This is a genomic window from Gallibacterium salpingitidis (assembly GCF_030517105.1).
In the GTDB taxonomy this organism is placed as follows: domain Bacteria; phylum Pseudomonadota; class Gammaproteobacteria; order Enterobacterales; family Pasteurellaceae; genus Gallibacterium; species Gallibacterium salpingitidis.
The window spans coordinates 2,706,859-2,723,791 of record NZ_CP103875.1; the positions used below are offsets into that span (position 1 = coordinate 2,706,859).

Here is a 16,933-nt window from a genome sequence, read left to right on the forward strand (position 1 = left end):
CGTTTACTCTAATCGCTATCCCTTCTGATAAGCTAATATTATCAGAAGGAAGTGGGGGGAATAAATGTTAATTTTAGTAATCCACTAATTTAACGGTCTTTGATAGATTGTTTTGCTAAAGTGGGTGCTAATCCATGACGTTTTACACATTGCGTAAATGGATAACTTCGATAAATACTCATTTGGTCTGAGTGAAATATCATTCCATCTGTCCTTGTTGTCATCAGTATCACATGATTTAATGCCTCTACCACTAAATTCGTATTATGCTCTCTTTGCAATCGCCAACCAATTACTTGATGCAGGGGTAAATTCAGCACAACCGTAAGATAATGCTATTCTCCATTGTGGTATCTATTATCTTAAAATAATAAGCTATTGATGAAAAATTGTTAAATATCTATACTGACTAAGAAAATACGCACGCTGTAAGTATTAGCGTGCGTTTATCTTTTCCAGAATATTTTTATAGGAATTCCATGACAAAACAAAAAATAGTCCTTGCCACAGGTAATCAAGGCAAAGTGAATGAAATGGCGAATGTATTGGCTGATTTTGGCTTTGAAGTCATTGCTCAAACAGCATTAGGAATTGAGAGCCCAGAGGAAACAGGTTTAACTTTTGTTGAAAATGCGTTGCTTAAAGCTCGTCATGCAGCAAAAGTGAGCGGTTTACCTGCGATTGCAGATGATTCTGGATTGGTTGTGGATGCGTTAGGTGGTGCACCGGGATTATATTCTGCTCGTTATGCTGGAGAAGAGGCGGATGATGCAGAAAATCGGGCGAAATTATTAGCAGAATTAGCAACTATTCCAACGGAACAGCGTACCGCAAAATTTGTTAGTTGTATTGTGTTATTACGTTCTGCTACTGATCCATTCCCGATTATTGCGGAAGGGGAATGCCAAGGTATGATAGGAACGGAAGAAATTGGCACTAATGGTTTTGGCTATGATGCACTGTTTTTCTATCCAGAAAAAAATGCAACATTTGCGGAATTAAGTAAGGCTGAAAAACAACAAGTTTCACATCGTGCTAGAGCATTAGCAATCTTACAACAAAAATTAAGATGATCGTTTTACCTCCATTAAGCCTTTATATTCATATTCCTTGGTGTGTGCAGAAGTGTCCATATTGTGATTTTAATTCGCACGCGCAAAAAGGGGCGATCCCAGAACGAGAATATTTGCAACACTTATTAGCCGATTTAGATCAGCAGCTTGATTATGTGCAAGGGCGAGAATTACATTCTATTTTTATTGGTGGTGGTACGCCTAGTCTATTTTCGTCAGAAAGTATCGCGTATTTATTGCAACAAATTTCACAACGTATTGCTTTCCGCGATGGTATTGAAATTACTTTAGAGGCAAATCCTGGAACAGCTGAAGCAGAGCGGTTTGTTGGTTATCATCAGGCTGGTGTAACTCGATTATCAATGGGAATCCAAAGTTTTGATGATCAGAAGTTGCAGCAGTTAGGACGAATTCATAATAGTGCGGAAGCAAAATATGCAGTAAACCTTGCTAAAACAGCACAATTTTCTCGTTTTAATTTAGATTTAATGCATGGACTTCCTAATCAAACCATAGAGCAAGCATTATCTGATTTACAACAAGCTATTGAACTTTCACCACCACATCTTTCTTGGTATCAATTAACGATTGAACCAAATACGTTATTTGCCAGTAAACCGCCGCGGTTGCCTGATGATGATATGTTGTGGGAAATTTTTGCACAAGGGCATCAACTATTAACACAGGCTGGCTATCAGCAGTATGAAACTTCTGCTTATGCGAAACAAGGCTATCAATGTGAACATAATTTAAATTATTGGCGGTTTGGTGATTATTTGGCAATAGGGTGTGGTGCACATGGAAAAGTTAGTTTTCCTGAAGGAAAGATTGTACGTTATTCTCAGACAAAACACCCGAAAGGTTATCTACAAGGTAACTATCGTTATCAACAGCATGAAGTAGGCGAATTAGATCGTCCGTTTGAGTTTTTTATGAATCGTTTCCGTTTATTGGAGGCTGTACCAAAAGAAGATTTTCTTCACTTTACTGGACTTTCTATTGCATCAATTGAAAAGCCAATAGACGAGGCTGTAAAACAAGATTATATTGTAGAGCGAAAAAATTCTTGGCAGATTACTGAACATGGCAAATTATTTCTGAATGATTTGCTTACACTTTTTTTGGCAGAATAAGTTAAAGGATAGAGGCATGGATCAATTAACAATGAAGAAAATGGCAGCTAACGCAGCATTGCAGTATGTAAAAGCAGATACTATTGTTGGCGTTGGCAGCGGTTCAACAGTAAATTGCTTTATTGAAGCATTAGGAACAATAAAACATAAAATTAAAGGCGCGGTAGCAGCGTCTAAAAACTCTGAAACATTATTGCGTGAGCAAGGTATAGAAGTCTTTAGTGCTAATGATGTATCAGGTTTAGACATTTATGTTGATGGTGCTGATGAAATTACGCCACATAAAATGATGATTAAAGGCGGTGGCGCTGCGTTAACTCGTGAGAAGATTGTGGCAGCATTGGCGAAAACTTTTATTTGTATTGTTGATAAATCTAAACAGGTTGAAGTATTAGGTTCCACTTTCCCATTACCAGTAGAAGTCATCCCGATGGCACGCTCGCAAGTGGCACGTAAATTGGTAACATTAGGTGGTTCACCAGAATATCGTGAAGGTGTTGTAACTGATAATGGTAATATCATTTTGGATGTGCATAATTTTAAAATCATCAATCCAGTTGAAATGGAAAAAGAGTTGAACAATGTCGCTGGTGTGGTAACAAATGGAATTTTCGCATTACGCCCAGCGGATATTGTAATTGTGGGCAGCCCTGATGGTGCACAAATTCTTAAATAATTAATTATTAATATAAAGGAAAAAGCAAACATGACAGCAAAAGTATCTTTGGACAAAGCAAAAATTAAGTTTTTATTACTTGAAGGTGTACATAATAGTGCATTAGAAGTGTTGCATAATGCTGGGTATTCAAATATTGAATATCATAAGAAAGCGTTAGACGAAGAAGAGTTAATCGAAGCAATTAAAGATGCACATTTTATTGGTATCCGTTCTCGTACTCATCTTACTGAAAAGGTATTACAGCATGCACAAAAATTGATTGCGATCGGCTGTTTCTGTATCGGTACTAATCAAGTGAATCTTGAAGCGGCAAGACAACGTGGGATTCCAGTCTTTAATGCACCATTCTCTAATACACGTTCTGTTGCGGAATTAGTCTTGGGAGAAATTTTGCTGTTAATGCGTAATGTACCAAAAGCGAATTTTGAAGTGCATCGTGGTGTATGGAATAAATCTGCTGAAGGTTCAAACGAAGCAAGAGGAAAAATTTTAGGGATTGTGGGTTATGGTCATATCGGTTCACAATTAAGTGTAATTGCTGAATCTCTTGGTATGAAGGTGTATTTCTATGATATTGAAAATAAACTTCCACTAGGAAATGCACAACAAGTGAGAACATTAGAAGAATTATTAACTATGAGTGATGTGGTTTCTTTGCATGTTCCAGAAAATAACTCAACGAAGAATTTAATGAGTGCAGAGCGTATTGCTCAACTAAAACAAGGGGCAATTTTAATTAATGCGGCGCGTGGTACGGTAGTGGATATCGATGCTTTGGCAAAAGCATTAGATGAAGGAAAGATTCGTGGTGCAGCGATTGACGTGTTCCCGAAAGAGCCGGCATCGATTAATGAAGTATTTGAATCACCATTGCGTCGTTTTGAGAATGTGATTTTAACGCCTCATATTGGTGGTTCAACAGCTGAAGCACAAGAAAATATTGGTACTGAAGTGGCAAGCAAGTTTGTTAAATATTCTGATAATGGTTCAACTGTAACTGCGGTTAATTTCCCTGAGGTTTCATTACCAAGTCATAGCTTAGCAAAAGCAAAACGTCTATTACATATTCACCATAATCGCCCAGGTATCTTGAATAAGATTAACCAGATTTTTGTGGACAACGGTGTAAATATTGCTGCTCAGTATTTACAAACTGATGAAGCAATTGGTTACGTTGTGGTTGATGTGGAATCAGATAATACTGAAAGCTTACAACAAAAACTCAAACAAATTGATGGTACAATTAAAGCTCGCGTCTTGTACTAATTAAGTGTAAAGCACCAAGATGCCTACTAGATCACTGATTTGGTAGGCATTTTTTATTATTTTGATAAACTCTCTTATCTTTTCTTATTGAGAAACAAATTGTTGTTAAAAGCAGAGTTAATTGCCTATTTATTGATTGATAGAATAGGGTGCAATGTAGAAATAAGGAAAAAGAGGGAATTTAGAAATGTTCTATATCAGGAAAAGGCCATATTCAGCATGGTTGGTTAGACACTTATCATACTTTTTCCTTTGCGGATTATTATGATCCTCGATTTATGGGGTTCTCTCATTTACGTGTAATTAATGAGGATAGGATCAAATCAGGCAAAGGCTTCGGTACGCACCCACATCGTAATATGGAAATTCTTACGTATGTATTAGCAGGAACGGTTGCTCATAAGGATAGTATGGGAAATATTGAGCAATTAAATGCAGGTGAATTCCAGATTATGTCAGTAGGATCGGGTATTACGCATTCAGAATTTAATCCAAGCCAAACAGATGAATTACATCTCTATCAAATCTGGATTGAGCCAAATAAAATGAATATAACACCGAGATATGCACAAAAAGCTTTTCCCGATAAAGAGGGAGCAACATTAATTCTTGCACCTGAGCCAGAAGGGAATGCTTTTAAAGTGTACCAAGATATGAAATTGTGGCGTTATCAATATAGTATCCCTACTAAGGAAATTCTCAAATTAACAGAAAATCGCCATTATTGGTTACAAGTAGTAAGAGGAGATATGGTGATTAATGAAACAGAAGTTAGTGTAGGTGATGGTATTGCGATAACCGGTGAAACGCAGTTATCTCTAATGATAAAAGAAAAAGTAGAGTTTTTGTTATTTGATTTAGTCTAAAGACGAGGAAACACAAGAAAATATAAAAGGAAAAGCGTAAAAAGTACTTGCTATTTTGTTAAGGTTATATAAAATACACGAGCTTTTTTAAGCCATTTGATGTAATCATTTATCAAATGATGACAACGTCGCTTTATTTATATGTTGTCATAACAAAATGTTTCCGATCTGGAAGCTAAAATAGGTTAGTCGCACTTCTTTCCATTAAGATTGGAATTTGAGGTGTGAATTTTTTTATTAATCATTTTTTGAATGGAGCTCTGGTCTCATGCAGAACCAAAGAATCCGTATCCGCTTAAAAGCATTTGATCATCGTTTAATCGATCAATCTACAGCGGAAATCGTAGAAACGGCAAAACGTACAGGTGCTCAAGTTCGTGGTCCAATTCCACTACCAACCCGTAAAGAACGTTTCACAGTATTGATTTCTCCACACGTTAATAAAGACGCGCGTGACCAATATGAAATCCGTACTCACAAACGTTTGGTTGATATCGTTGAGCCTACTGAAAAAACTGTTGACGCTTTAATGCGTTTAGATCTGGCTGCCGGTGTTGATGTGCAGATCAGCCTAGGTTAATTTAAGAGGTTATTACAATGATTGGTTTAATCGGTCGTAAAGTTGGTATGACTCGTATCTTCAATGAAGATGGTGTGTCAATCCCAGTTACTGTAATCGAAATCGAAGCCAACCGCGTTACTCAAGTGAAAACCCTTGAAACAGATGGCTACTGTGCAGTTCAAGTTACTACTGGCTCAAAGAAAGCAAGTCGTGTAACTAAACCAGAAGCAGGTCATTTTGTTAAAGCAGGTGTTGAAGCTGGTCGCGGTTTATGGGAATTCCGTGTGGCTGAAGGTGAAGAATTCACTTTAGGTCAAGAAATTAATGTTGATATCTTCGCAGACGTGAAGAAAGTTGATGTTACTGGTACTTCAAAAGGTAAAGGCTTTGCAGGTACTGTAAAACGTTGGAACTTCCGTACTCAAGATGCTACACATGGTAACTCTTTGTCTCACCGTGTTCCTGGTTCTATTGGTCAAAACCAAACACCAGGTCGCGTGTTCAAAGGTAAAAAAATGTCTGGTCACTTAGGGAATGAACGTGTAACTGTTCAATCTTTAGAAGTGGTTCGTGTTGATGCTGAACGTAAATTACTATTAGTTAAAGGTGCTGTTCCAGGCGCAACTGGTGGTGATTTAATCGTTAAACCAGCAGTGAAAGCATAAGTCTAGGAGATAGGAATGGAATTAGTAACTAAAGATGCACAAAGTGCATTAACTGTTTCTGAAACTACCTTCGGACGTGAGTTCAACGAAGCGTTGGTTCACCAAGTTGTTGTTGCATATGCAGCAGGTGCTCGCCAAGGTTCTCGTGCACAAAAAACTCGTGCTGAAGTGTCTGGTTCAGGTAAAAAACCATGGCGTCAAAAAGGTACTGGTCGTGCTCGTTCAGGGGATATCAAAAGCCCAATTTGGCGTTCAGGTGGTGTGACATTTGCGGCTAAGCCACAAGATCACAGCCAAAAAGTGAACAAAAAAATGTATCGCGGTGCAATCAAAAGCATTCTTTCTGAATTAGTTCGTCAAGAACGTTTAATCGTTGTTGAAAAATTCGAAGTTGAAGCACCTAAGACAAAAGTTTTAGTTCAAAAATTAAAACAAATGGCACTTGATGATGTATTAATCATCACAGCAAATGTAGATGAAAATCTATATTTAGCTGCACGTAATTTATATAAAGTAGATGTACGTGATGTTCAAGGTATCGATCCAGTCAGCTTAATTGCTTTTGATAAAGTAGTTATGACTGTGGATGCAGTGAAGCAAGTTGAGGAGATGTTAGCATGAGTCAAGAACGTTTGCTAAAAGTGCTTAAAGCACCACATGTCTCTGAGAAAGCAACAATTAATACTGAGAAGTCAAACACTATCGTTTTCAAAGTTGCATTAGATGCAAACAAAGCAGAAATTGCACAAGCAGTATCTGAATTATTTGAAGTGAAAGTGGATTCTGTTCGTACTGTGGTTGTTAAAGGTAAAACTAAACGTCACGGTGCAAGAATGGGACGTCGCAGTGACTGGAAAAAAGCTTATGTAACACTTGCTGAAGGTCAAAGTTTAGACCTTGTAGAAAGTGCAGAGTAATCAGAGGAGATAATCAATGGCTATCGTTAAATGTAAGCCGACCTCCGCTGGTCGTCGTCACGTTGTAAAAGTTGTCAATCCTGAATTACATAAGGGTAAACCTTATGCGCCACTTTTAGAGAAAAATGCTAAAACTGGTGGTCGTAACAATTTAGGTCGTATTACTACTCGCCATATCGGTGGTGGTCATAAACAACATTACCGTTTAGTAGATTTCAAACGTAACAAGTTAGATATCCCAGCGGTTGTAGAGCGTTTAGAATATGATCCAAATCGTTCTGCTAATATTGCATTAGTATTATATAAAGACGGTGAACGTCGTTATATTTTGGCACCGAAAGGATTGTCAGTTGGAGATCAAATCCAAGCTGGTGTGAATGCACCAATTAAAGTTGGTAATTCATTACCAATGCGTAGTATTCCAGTTGGTACAACAGTACATAACGTGGAATTAAAACCAGGTAAAGGCGGTCAAATTGCACGTTCTGCGGGCGCATATGTTCAAATCATTGCTCGTGAAGGTAATTATGTGACTTTACGTCTTCGTTCTGGTGAAATGCGTAAAGTATTAGCTGAGTGCCACGCAACTGTTGGTGAAGTTGGTAACTCAGAGCATATGTTACGCGTATTAGGTAAAGCTGGTGCTAACCGTTGGAGAGGTGTTCGTCCGACAGTTCGTGGTACCGCAATGAACCCAGTAGATCACCCGCACGGTGGTGGTGAAGGTCGTAACTTTGGTAAACACCCTGTTACTCCATGGGGCGTTCAAACTAAAGGTAAGAAAACTCGCCATAACAAACGTACTGATAAATATATCGTACGCCGTCGTGGTAAATAATTTTTAATTTAATAAAGAGGATAAGCCATGCCACGTTCTCTCAAGAAGGGTCCTTTCCTTGACCTACACTTGTTGAAGAAGGTAGAGAAAGCGGTGGAAAGCGGGGATAAAAAACCAATTAAAACTTGGTCCCGTCGTTCAATGATCATTCCTAGTATGATCGGATTGACCATCGCAGTCCATAATGGTCGTCAGCACGTTCCTGTTTATGTTACTGATGAAATGATTGGTCATAAATTAGGTGAGTTTGCACCGACTCGTACTTACCGCGGTCACGCCGCAGATAAGAAAGCTAAGAAGTAAGGGGTAGATGATGGAAACTATTGCAAAACATCGTTTCGCACGCACCTCAGCACAAAAAGCTCGCTTAGTTGCTGATTTAATTCGCGGTAAAAAAGTAGCGCAAGCATTAGAAATTCTTACTTACACTAATAAAAAAGCAGCAGCTTTAGTGAAGAAAGTGCTTGAATCAGCTATTGCTAATGCAGAGCACAATGACGGTGCAGATATCGATGATCTTAAAGTCGCGAAAATCTTCGTTGATGAAGGTCCAAGCATGAAACGCGTAATGCCACGTGCTAAAGGTCGCGCAGATCGTATTTTAAAACGTACTAGCCACATTACTGTGGTTGTGTCAGATCGTTAATCAGTAGGAGAATAGCAATGGGTCAAAAAGTTCATCCACATGGTATTCGCCTAGGTATTGTTAAACCTTGGTCATCTACTTGGTATGCGAATACACAAGATTTCGCCGATAACTTAGACGGCGACTTTAAAGTACGTAAATTCTTAAATAAAGAATTAGCGAATGCTTCTGTTTCACGTATCACTATTGAACGTCCAGCAAAAAGTATTCGTGTTACTATTCACACAGCTCGCCCAGGTATCGTTATCGGTAAGAAAGGTGAGGATGTTGAAAAGTTACGCAACGCAGTTGCAGCAATTGCAGGTGTTCCAGCGCAAATTAACATTGCAGAAGTGAAAAAACCTGAATTAGATGCAAAATTAGTTGCAGAGAGCATTGCCTCTCAATTAGAACGCCGTGTAATGTTCCGCCGTGCAATGAAACGTGCAGTTCAAAATGCAATGCGTTTAGGTGCAAAAGGTATCAAAGTTGAAGTTAGCGGTCGTTTAGGCGGAGCAGAAATTGCTCGTTCTGAATGGTATCGTGAAGGTCGTGTACCATTGCATACTTTACGTGCGGATATCGATTACAATACTGCTGAAGCTAATACTACTTATGGCGTCATTGGCGTTAAAGTATGGATCTTCAAAGGTGAGATTCTTGGTGGAATGGCTGCAGTTATGCAATCAGAACAACAACAACCTGCGGATAAGCCTAAAAAAGCTCCGCGTAGAGGTCGTAAGTAAGGAGATTCGCTAAATGTTGCAACCAAAACGTACTAAATTCCGTAAAATCCACAAAGGTCGTAACCGTGGTATTGCGGCAGGTACTGATGTAAGTTTCGGTACCTTTGGTTTGAAAGCAATTGGTCGTGGTCGTTTAACAGCTCGTCAAATCGAAGCGGCTCGTCGTGCGATGACTCGTGCGGTTAAACGTCAAGGTAAAATCTGGATTCGTGTATTCCCAGATAAACCAATTACTGAGAAACCATTAGAAGTCCGTATGGGTAAAGGTAAAGGTAACGTTGAGTACTGGGTAGCCTTAATCCAACCGGGTAAAGTTCTATATGAAATGGATGGTGTGTCTGAAGAGATCGCAAGAGAAGCGTTTGCATTAGCAGCGGCTAAATTGCCTATTAAGACCACTTTCGTAACTAAGACGGTGATGTAATGAAAGCTCAAGAACTACGTACAAAAAGTGTTGAAGAGCTGAATGCTGAATTGGTTAACTTGTTAGGTGAGCAATTCAAGTTGCGTATGCAAGCAGCCACCGGTCAGCTTCAACAAACTCATCAGTTAAAACAAGTGCGTCGTCAAATTGCAGTTGTTAAGACTATTCTAACTGAGAAGGCGGGTGAGTAATGACTGATAAAATTCGTACAGTACAAGGTAAAGTGATCAGCGATAAAATGGAAAAATCTTTTGTTATCGCTATCGAACGTATGGTTAAACATCCAATTTACGGTAAGTTTATCCGTCGTACCACTAAACTTCATGTACATGATGAAAACAACGAAGCAAAAGTTGGTGATATTGTAGAGATTCGTGAATGTCGTCCAATCTCTAAAACAAAATCATGGACTTTAGTTCGTGTAGTTGAAAAAGCAGTAATTTAATTTTTGCTGTTTAAATCAAAAAATATATTAAGCCCTTAGCCCTTGCTAAGGGCTTTTTTGTCTTTCCATTTTGTCCATATCTCTCAAATTTCATCGTCTATTTTTTCGTCAAATTTTGCAAGCAGTATACTGCTTTAACTTGTTATTGACATAACAAGTTAAATAAATCCTATAAAACAAATGGAGAAATTTTCTATGTTAAAAATTGATTTACCTAGAGATTGGGTTTGTGATGGGAAGATATTGAAGCCAAGATCTGGAGCTACATTATCAAATACTTGGGAGTTTGATGGTCGGTATCTTAAACCAAGATCTGGAGCTACATCATCAAATACTTGGGAATTTGATGGTCGCTATCTTAAACCAAGATCTGGGGCTACATCATCAAATACTTGGGAAAAATCGGGTACATGTATTAAGCCTAGAACTGGTGCGACATCACGCAATACTTACGAAATGAACGGTCATCCTATTTTAGTAGCATATGGGCAGTTAGTTTTAAATTTATGGTAAATAAAAATGGATATTATGATTAATATCCATTTTTTATGTGGAGTAGTATTATGAAAAGTGACAATAAATGGCTTTATGGTATAGGGATTTTTACTATAATTTTTTTAGTAGTTTCAATTGTATTTAGAACTTTACAGTTAGAGGAACTACCGATCCAAATTACAGGTACACTGTTTGGCGTAGTGGTAACGGCGATTATTACGGTGTTTCTATTGAATGGTCAATCTGCCAGCGAAGAAAAACGTGATAAAAGTTTGCTTGTTTTTGAGAAAAAACAGGAGGTGTACCATAATTTCTTAAATAACCTTAAAAAAATCATTATGGATGGTGAAATTACTATTGCAGCACAAAATGGCAAAGCTGAAGAAATGATTGATGAATTAAAAGATTTGCTTTTTGAATTAGGATATGTACAGCTTCACACATCAGAAAAAAATACTAAAGCTATTTTTGAGAAAGTAACAAATATTATTCAAGTTCTAAATGATTTTGAGCAAGAGGGCATAAATAAACAAAAAGTGTTGCCCCAATTTTATACACAAATCGCTACTCATCTTTTTGATATTATTGCTATTTTAAAAGAAGATTTATATGGCAAATTAAGCCAAACAATAAACCCTGAAAGTATAACTGAACTATTAGAAAGTTGTGATCTTTTTGTAGATACTGAAGAAGTTGATCGTTATGAGTTACAAAATTATTTTTGGAATACGTTGCAAGATGAATTGATAAAAAGAAATTATTTGATTGAAAGGAAAGATTTTTCTTTTGAAGTCAATCAATATTATGCACGATCAAGAAACCGTCATCGTTATTATGGGATTGAATTTCCGATCCATAAATTTGCAGACGATAAGATAGTAAATTTTAGATTGGAAATCGAAAATGAACTCTATTATGGATTTCATAAGCAAGATGAAACGGAACAGAATAGTGTTGTTGAACAAAGTTTAAAAAGAATTAAAGGCTTTCAAAATTCACCTCGTTGGTTTGGATGGAAGTGGTTTGATCGTAATAAATTAGATTTCTGGTTAATGGACTCACCTGCAATAATTTTATTGAAAAATCCACGCAAAAGAGATCGATTAATTAAAGACATTGCTGATGAAATAGATATGTATATCAAACAATTACAATTTCGTTTAAATGAAGTTGAGGAGGAGAATGAATCTAAAGTTTAAACGTTTTTTGGAAGAGTATTCTGGTTATAATGGTGGTGATATTGGCTCTCCAGAAAGACCTTCTATTTGGTGCTGTGGAATAGAATGGGGTGGAGAGGATATTACAGTTGAATCTTTTATGGATTATTTTGAAAGCAACGAATGGCAGCAAATATCAGGTTTTGAGTCTGAGGGAGATAATATTGCAGTGCCTTATGACAAAGTACTGTGTAAGTTATTGTGTGCAATTAACGGTGGTAATGTTGAAGACTATGCAGAATTTGCTCTAGATAATAAAGTTTGGATGAAAGGAGAAAAAACAGGTTACCTAAAGTTAAACTTATACCCTTTATGGTTTAAAAATACAGAGTCAGAGCGTTGGAATAAAGGGCTGAATGATATATTAGGATTTTGTGATAAACAGGAATATCTTCGCTGGTGTAGATTACATCGATTCTCTAAAATTAATGCAATGGTGCAACAGCACCAACCAAAACTGATACTCTGTTTTGGGACTACATATGAAGATGACTTCAATTTAGCCTTTTCTGATGGTTGGTGCGCATTTCACGATAAGAAAATCGATGATTTACCTGTTAAGTGGAAGCGTAACGAAAATACGAATACGGTAATTGTGATATTGCCATTTCCAAATGTCCCAAAATACGGATTACAACGTAATCAATCTATGCAATTAATCGGTGATTTTATTCGCACTTTAATTTAGTTTTTATACGATGCTGCATAAATGAACGATTTTTATCTATAAAAGAGCAGTCAGAAAATAAAAAATTTTGACTGCTTTTTTATTAGCAAAATAAATCTCAAATCAAGTTGATTTCTAAATGATACTTGAGATATAATCCAACGCCTATTTGTGCTAGCAAGTTGTCAGTGCAAATAGGCTTAGATTCGTCCCGAAAGGGTTTTTTTAATTTTAGCGGAGTACTAACATGATCCAAGAACAGACTATGCTAGACGTTGCTGATAACTCAGGCGCTCGTAGTGTAATGTGTATCAAGGTTCTAGGTGGATCGCACCGTCGTTACGCTGCTGTTGGTGATATCATCAAAGTTACTGTGAAAGAAGCAATTCCTCGCGGTAAAGTAAAAAAAGGTGATGTGCTTAAAGCGGTTGTAGTGCGCACCAAGAAAGGGGTTCGTCGCCCAGACGGGTCAGTTATTCGCTTCGATGGTAATGCTTGCGTTATTTTAAATAATAATAGTGAGCAACCAATCGGTACACGTATTTTCGGACCGGTAACTCGTGAACTTCGTTCTGAGAAGTTTATGAAGATTATCTCTTTAGCTCCAGAAGTACTGTAAGGAGAAGTGAGAAATGGCTGCAAAAATCCGTCAAAATGATGAAGTGATTATGCTTACTGGTAGCGTTGCTAAAGGCAAAGGTAAGCGTGGAAAAGTAACAAAGGTATTACCTAACGGTAAAGTAATCGTTGAAGGTTTAAATTTAGTTGCTAAACATGAGAAACCAGTTCCTGCATTAGGAAAACAAGGTGGTATCGTGCGTAAAGAGGCACCAATCGATGTTTCTAACGTAGCAATTTTCAACCCTTCTACAAATAAGGCTGACCGTGTAGGTTTCAGATTTGAAGATGGCAAAAAAGTTCGTTTCTTCAAATCTACTGGTGAAACAATTAAATAAACTGGAGTAATGCGATGGCGAAACTGCATGATTACTACAGAGATCAAGTAGTAAACGAATTAAAAACTAAATTCGGCTACAAATCTGTCATGCAAGTCCCACGAATCGAGAAGATAACCCTAAACATGGGTGTGGGTGAAGCATTGACCGACAAAAAATTGCTAGATAATGCAGTAGCAGATTTAGCAGCAATTAGCGGTCAAAAACCTTTAATCACTAAAGCTCGCAAATCTGTTGCAGGCTTTAAGATTCGTCAGGGATATCCGATCGGTTGTAAAGTAACCCTACGCGGCGAGCGTATGTGGGAATTCTTTGAACGATTAATTTCTATTGCTGTTCCACGTATCCGTGACTTCCGTGGTTTAAATGCGAAGTCTTTCGATGGTCGTGGTAACTACAGCATGGGTGTGCGTGAACAAATCATCTTCCCTGAAATCAATTATGATAAAGTGGATCGTGTACGTGGTTTAGATATTACTATTACCACTACTGCGAAAACTGATGAAGAAGGTCAAGCACTACTTGCTGCCTTTAACTTCCCATTCCGTAAATAAGGCAGGTTCTAATGGCAAAACAATCAATGAAAGCACGTGATGTAAAACGTGTTGAATTAGCTGAAAAATATTACGCAAAACGTCAAGAATTAAAGAGAATTATTTCTGATGTTAATTCTTCTGACGAAGAACGCTGGAGTGCAGTGTTAAAATTACAAACTTTACCACGCGATTCTAGCCCAATTCGTCAACGTAATCGTTGCCGTCAGACAGGCCGTCCACACGGTGTATTGCGTAAATTTGGTTTAAGCCGTATTAAGGTTCGTGAAGCAGCAATGCGTGGAGAAATTCCAGGCCTTAGAAAAGCAAGCTGGTAATATACCACTTTATTTTGGAATCATGGGAGTAAAGACACATGAGCATGCAAGATCCAATAGCAGATATGTTGACTCGTATTCGTAACGGTCAAGCTGCGAACAAGATCGCGATCAACATGCCTTCATCCAAGCTAAAAGTGGCAATTGCCAACGTTCTAGCTGAAGAAGGTTACATTGATAGCTTTAAAATTATTGAAGGTGTAAAACCTGAATTGGAAATCACTTTAAAATATTTCCAAGGAAAACCTGTTGTAGAAACTATTCAACGTGTAAGCCGTCCTGGTCTTCGTATTTATAAACGTAAAGACGAATTACCAAAAGTATTAGGTGGTTTAGGTATTGCTGTTGTTTCTACATCTAAAGGTGTTATGACTGACCGTGCTGCACGTCAAGCAGGATTGGGCGGTGAAATCATTTGTTATGTAGCTTAATAGTGAGGTAGGAAAATGTCTCGTGTCGCAAAAGCACCTGTTAATATTCCTGCCGGTGTAGAGGTAAAACTCGACGGACAGCTATTAACAGTAAAAGGTAAAACTGGCGAGTTAACTCGCAACATTCATAAAGCAGTTGAAGTTACAATTGATAACAATGCATTACATTTCTCACCACGTCTAGAAATCACTGGTGCAGATGCGCAAGCTGGTACAGCGAGAGCATTAGTAAATGCAATGGTTATTGGTGTTACTGAAGGATTCACTAAAAAATTACAATTGGTTGGTGTTGGTTATAGAGCACAAATCAAAGGTAATGTGCTTGCATTAAGTTTAGGATATTCTCATCCAATTGAGCATACCTTACCAGCAGGCATCGTAGCTGAATGTCCTTCTCAAACTGAGATTATTTTGAAAGGCGCAGATAAGCAATTAATCGGGCAAGTCGCTGCAGATATTCGTGCTTACCGTCGTCCTGAACCTTATAAAGGTAAGGGAGTACGTTACGCTGATGAAGTGGTTCGTACTAAAGAGGCTAAGAAGAAATAAGTAGGGTAACACTATGGATAAAAAATTGGCTCGTATTCGTCGTGCGACCCGTGCACGCCGTATGATTAAAGAGCAAGGTGCAACACGTTTGGTAGTACACCGTACTCCACGTCATATTTATGCTCAAGTTATTGCACCTAACGGTTCAGAAGTGCTTGCTACAGCTTCTACTCTTGAGAAAGCGATCCGTGAGCAAGTGAAATATACTGGAAATAAAGAAGCTGCAGCAGTAGTTGGTAAATTAGTTGCTGAACGTGCTTTAGAAAAAGGTATTAAAGAAGTTGCCTTTGATCGTTCTGGTTTTAAATATCATGGTCGTGTGCAGTCGTTAGCAGACGCTGCTCGTGAAGCTGGTCTACAGTTCTAATAGAGGTAATTTGAGATGGCAAGCATCGAAAAACAAGCTGGTGAACTGCAAGAGAAGCTAATCGCAGTAAACCGTGTATCCAAAACAGTAAAAGGTGGTCGTATTTTCAGCTTTGCTGCATTGACTGTAGTAGGTGATGGAAATGGCCGTGTAGGTTTTGGTTATGGTAAAGCGCGCGAAGTTCCAGCAGCAATCCAAAAAGCGATGGAAAAAGCTCGTCGCAATATGGTAAACGTGGCTTTAAACGAAGGTACATTACAACACCCTATTAAAGGTACTCATACTGGTTCTCGCGTATTTATGCAACCAGCAAGCGAAGGTACAGGTATCATCGCTGGTGGTGCAATGCGTGCAGTATTAGAGGTAGCTGGTGTTCGTAACGTATTATCAAAAGCATACGGTTCAACAAACCCAATCAACGTAGTTCGTGCTACGATTGATGCGTTAGCTAATATGAAATCTCCAGAAATGGTAGCAGCTAAACGTGGTAAAACAGTTGATGAAATTTTGGGGTAATTGATCATGGCTAAAACTATTAAAGTAACTCAAACTCGTAGTTCAATTGGTCGCTTACCAAAACACAAAGCTACTTTACGTGGTTTAGGTCTTCGTCATCTTAACCACACTGTTGAATTAGTTGATACTGCAGCAGTTAGAGGTATGATCAATCAAGTGTCATACATGGTTAAAGTGGAGGAGTAATAAATGCGTTTAAATACTCTATCTCCGGCTGAAGGTTCTAAACATAGTGCTAAACGTCTAGGACGTGGTATTGGTTCTGGTTTAGGTAAAACTGGTGGTCGTGGTCATAAAGGTCAAAAAGCACGTACTGGCGGTGGTGTAAGACGTGGATTTGAAGGTGGTCAAATGCCTTTATACCGTCGTTTACCTAAATTTGGTTTTACTTCAATGAAAGCAGCTGTTACAGCTGAAGTTCGTTTAAGTGATTTGGCAAAAGTTTCTGGTAATGAAATTACATTAGATTCTCTTAAAGACGCTAAAGTAATTCCTGCGGAAATTCAATTCGCTAAAATTATTCTTTCAGGTGAAGTGAAATCAGGCGTAGTCGTTCGTGGTTTACGTGTGACTAAAGGTGCTAAAGCAGCAATCGAAGCTGCTGGCGGTTCAATTGAGGAATAAT

General features: G+C 38.1%; 30 protein-coding genes. 29 read left to right on the forward strand and 1 reads right to left on the reverse strand.

The window, feature by feature from the left end:
• Positions 1–89 precede the first annotated feature (89 nt).
• On the reverse strand, positions 90–320 hold the full coding sequence (locus NYR30_RS12890) for a hypothetical protein (protein ID WP_302501318.1): 231 nt from the start codon (positions 318–320) through the stop codon (positions 90–92).
• 159 nt (positions 321–479) lie between these two features.
• Between NYR30_RS12890 and NYR30_RS12895 the strand changes: the two genes are divergently transcribed.
• From NYR30_RS12895 to rplO, 29 genes are all read left to right on the forward strand, one after another.
• On the forward strand, positions 480–1,073 hold the full coding sequence (locus NYR30_RS12895) for an XTP/dITP diphosphatase (protein ID WP_066108001.1): 594 nt from the start codon (positions 480–482) through the stop codon (positions 1,071–1,073).
• Positions 1,070–2,206, forward strand: coding sequence for a radical SAM family heme chaperone HemW (gene hemW / locus NYR30_RS12900; protein WP_066108004.1), 1,137 nt, complete (start codon positions 1,070–1,072; stop codon positions 2,204–2,206). The genes NYR30_RS12895 and hemW overlap by 4 nt, the downstream gene beginning before the upstream one ends.
• Before the next feature lie 16 nt (positions 2,207–2,222).
• Entirely contained in the window at positions 2,223–2,882 is a 660-nt protein-coding gene (gene rpiA, locus NYR30_RS12905; protein ID WP_066108007.1) for a ribose-5-phosphate isomerase RpiA, read from the forward strand.
• A gap of 30 nt (positions 2,883–2,912) precedes the next feature.
• Complete coding sequence (gene serA / locus NYR30_RS12910; RefSeq protein WP_066108009.1) at positions 2,913–4,151, forward strand: phosphoglycerate dehydrogenase; 1,239 nt, start codon at positions 2,913–2,915, stop codon at positions 4,149–4,151.
• A 194-nt stretch (positions 4,152–4,345) separates the two neighbouring features.
• A complete protein-coding gene (locus NYR30_RS12915; RefSeq protein WP_066112945.1) occupies positions 4,346–5,017 on the forward strand; it encodes a pirin family protein in 672 nt (223 codons plus the stop codon).
• 268 nt (positions 5,018–5,285) lie between these two features.
• Positions 5,286–5,597, forward strand: coding sequence for a 30S ribosomal protein S10 (gene rpsJ, locus NYR30_RS12920; protein ID WP_001181005.1), 312 nt, complete (start codon positions 5,286–5,288; stop codon positions 5,595–5,597).
• Between the two features lie 17 nt (positions 5,598–5,614).
• A complete protein-coding gene (gene rplC / locus NYR30_RS12925; protein WP_065231803.1) occupies positions 5,615–6,244 on the forward strand; it encodes a 50S ribosomal protein L3 in 630 nt (209 codons plus the stop codon).
• A gap of 15 nt (positions 6,245–6,259) precedes the next feature.
• Positions 6,260–6,865, forward strand: a complete 606-nt coding sequence (gene rplD / locus NYR30_RS12930) for a 50S ribosomal protein L4 (protein ID WP_066108015.1) — start codon at positions 6,260–6,262, stop codon at positions 6,863–6,865.
• Positions 6,862–7,161 (forward strand): 50S ribosomal protein L23, encoded by a 300-nt coding sequence (rplW, locus tag NYR30_RS12935; protein WP_066108018.1) that lies wholly within the window; start codon positions 6,862–6,864, stop codon positions 7,159–7,161. The genes rplD and rplW overlap by 4 nt, the downstream gene beginning before the upstream one ends.
• 16 nt (positions 7,162–7,177) lie before the next feature.
• On the forward strand, positions 7,178–7,999 hold the full coding sequence (gene rplB, locus NYR30_RS12940) for a 50S ribosomal protein L2 (protein ID WP_066108024.1): 822 nt from the start codon (positions 7,178–7,180) through the stop codon (positions 7,997–7,999).
• 27 nt (positions 8,000–8,026) lie between these two features.
• Complete coding sequence (rpsS, locus tag NYR30_RS12945) at positions 8,027–8,302, forward strand: 30S ribosomal protein S19 (protein WP_013745959.1); 276 nt, start codon at positions 8,027–8,029, stop codon at positions 8,300–8,302.
• Positions 8,303–8,312: 10 nt separating this feature from the next.
• Positions 8,313–8,645 (forward strand): 50S ribosomal protein L22, encoded by a 333-nt coding sequence (rplV, locus tag NYR30_RS12950; RefSeq protein ID WP_013745958.1) that lies wholly within the window; start codon positions 8,313–8,315, stop codon positions 8,643–8,645.
• Between the two features lie 17 nt (positions 8,646–8,662).
• Positions 8,663–9,370: a 30S ribosomal protein S3 gene (rpsC, locus tag NYR30_RS12955; RefSeq protein ID WP_302501324.1), complete on the forward strand. Its 708-nt coding sequence runs from the start codon at positions 8,663–8,665 to the stop codon at positions 9,368–9,370.
• A 13-nt stretch (positions 9,371–9,383) separates the two neighbouring features.
• Positions 9,384–9,794, forward strand: a complete 411-nt coding sequence (gene rplP / locus NYR30_RS12960) for a 50S ribosomal protein L16 (RefSeq protein ID WP_013745956.1) — start codon at positions 9,384–9,386, stop codon at positions 9,792–9,794.
• Positions 9,794–9,985: a 50S ribosomal protein L29 gene (rpmC, locus tag NYR30_RS12965; protein WP_013745955.1), complete on the forward strand. Its 192-nt coding sequence runs from the start codon at positions 9,794–9,796 to the stop codon at positions 9,983–9,985. Before rplP ends, rpmC begins: the two co-directional genes overlap by 1 nt.
• Positions 9,985–10,239 (forward strand): 30S ribosomal protein S17, encoded by a 255-nt coding sequence (gene rpsQ / locus NYR30_RS12970; protein ID WP_065231800.1) that lies wholly within the window; start codon positions 9,985–9,987, stop codon positions 10,237–10,239. Before rpmC ends, rpsQ begins: the two co-directional genes overlap by 1 nt.
• Positions 10,240–10,434: 195 nt before the next feature.
• Entirely contained in the window at positions 10,435–10,752 is a 318-nt protein-coding gene (locus NYR30_RS12975) for a hypothetical protein (RefSeq protein WP_302501325.1), read from the forward strand.
• 50 nt (positions 10,753–10,802) lie between these two features.
• Positions 10,803–11,933: a hypothetical protein gene (locus NYR30_RS12980; RefSeq protein ID WP_302501326.1), complete on the forward strand. Its 1,131-nt coding sequence runs from the start codon at positions 10,803–10,805 to the stop codon at positions 11,931–11,933.
• Positions 11,917–12,639 carry a hypothetical protein gene (locus NYR30_RS12985; protein ID WP_302501328.1) on the forward strand — a complete coding sequence of 241 codons (723 nt, stop codon included), beginning with the start codon at positions 11,917–11,919 and terminating at the stop codon, positions 12,637–12,639. Before NYR30_RS12980 ends, NYR30_RS12985 begins: the two co-directional genes overlap by 17 nt.
• Positions 12,640–12,865: 226 nt before the next feature.
• Positions 12,866–13,237 (forward strand): 50S ribosomal protein L14, encoded by a 372-nt coding sequence (gene rplN / locus NYR30_RS12990; protein WP_013745953.1) that lies wholly within the window; start codon positions 12,866–12,868, stop codon positions 13,235–13,237.
• 13 nt (positions 13,238–13,250) lie between these two features.
• Positions 13,251–13,574 carry a 50S ribosomal protein L24 gene (rplX, locus tag NYR30_RS12995; protein ID WP_066108036.1) on the forward strand — a complete coding sequence of 108 codons (324 nt, stop codon included), beginning with the start codon at positions 13,251–13,253 and terminating at the stop codon, positions 13,572–13,574.
• 14 nt (positions 13,575–13,588) lie between these two features.
• A complete protein-coding gene (gene rplE, locus NYR30_RS13000) occupies positions 13,589–14,128 on the forward strand; it encodes a 50S ribosomal protein L5 (RefSeq protein ID WP_065231798.1) in 540 nt (179 codons plus the stop codon).
• Positions 14,129–14,139: 11 nt separating this feature from the next.
• The gene (gene rpsN / locus NYR30_RS13005; RefSeq protein ID WP_066108041.1) at positions 14,140–14,445 is read left to right on the forward strand and encodes a 30S ribosomal protein S14; all 306 of its coding nucleotides are present in this window, start codon (positions 14,140–14,142) and stop codon (positions 14,443–14,445) included.
• 38 nt (positions 14,446–14,483) lie between these two features.
• Positions 14,484–14,876, forward strand: a complete 393-nt coding sequence (gene rpsH / locus NYR30_RS13010; RefSeq protein ID WP_066108044.1) for a 30S ribosomal protein S8 — start codon at positions 14,484–14,486, stop codon at positions 14,874–14,876.
• A gap of 15 nt (positions 14,877–14,891) precedes the next feature.
• Complete coding sequence (gene rplF, locus NYR30_RS13015) at positions 14,892–15,425, forward strand: 50S ribosomal protein L6 (protein ID WP_066112947.1); 534 nt, start codon at positions 14,892–14,894, stop codon at positions 15,423–15,425.
• A 13-nt stretch (positions 15,426–15,438) separates the two neighbouring features.
• The gene (gene rplR / locus NYR30_RS13020) at positions 15,439–15,792 is read left to right on the forward strand and encodes a 50S ribosomal protein L18 (RefSeq protein WP_013745947.1); all 354 of its coding nucleotides are present in this window, start codon (positions 15,439–15,441) and stop codon (positions 15,790–15,792) included.
• A gap of 15 nt (positions 15,793–15,807) precedes the next feature.
• Positions 15,808–16,308 carry a 30S ribosomal protein S5 gene (gene rpsE, locus NYR30_RS13025; RefSeq protein WP_066108050.1) on the forward strand — a complete coding sequence of 167 codons (501 nt, stop codon included), beginning with the start codon at positions 15,808–15,810 and terminating at the stop codon, positions 16,306–16,308.
• Between the two features lie 6 nt (positions 16,309–16,314).
• The gene (rpmD, locus tag NYR30_RS13030) at positions 16,315–16,494 is read left to right on the forward strand and encodes a 50S ribosomal protein L30 (RefSeq protein WP_013745945.1); all 180 of its coding nucleotides are present in this window, start codon (positions 16,315–16,317) and stop codon (positions 16,492–16,494) included.
• 3 nt (positions 16,495–16,497) lie between these two features.
• Positions 16,498–16,932 carry a 50S ribosomal protein L15 gene (rplO, locus tag NYR30_RS13035; protein ID WP_066108053.1) on the forward strand — a complete coding sequence of 145 codons (435 nt, stop codon included), beginning with the start codon at positions 16,498–16,500 and terminating at the stop codon, positions 16,930–16,932.
• Position 16,933 lies beyond the last annotated feature (1 nt).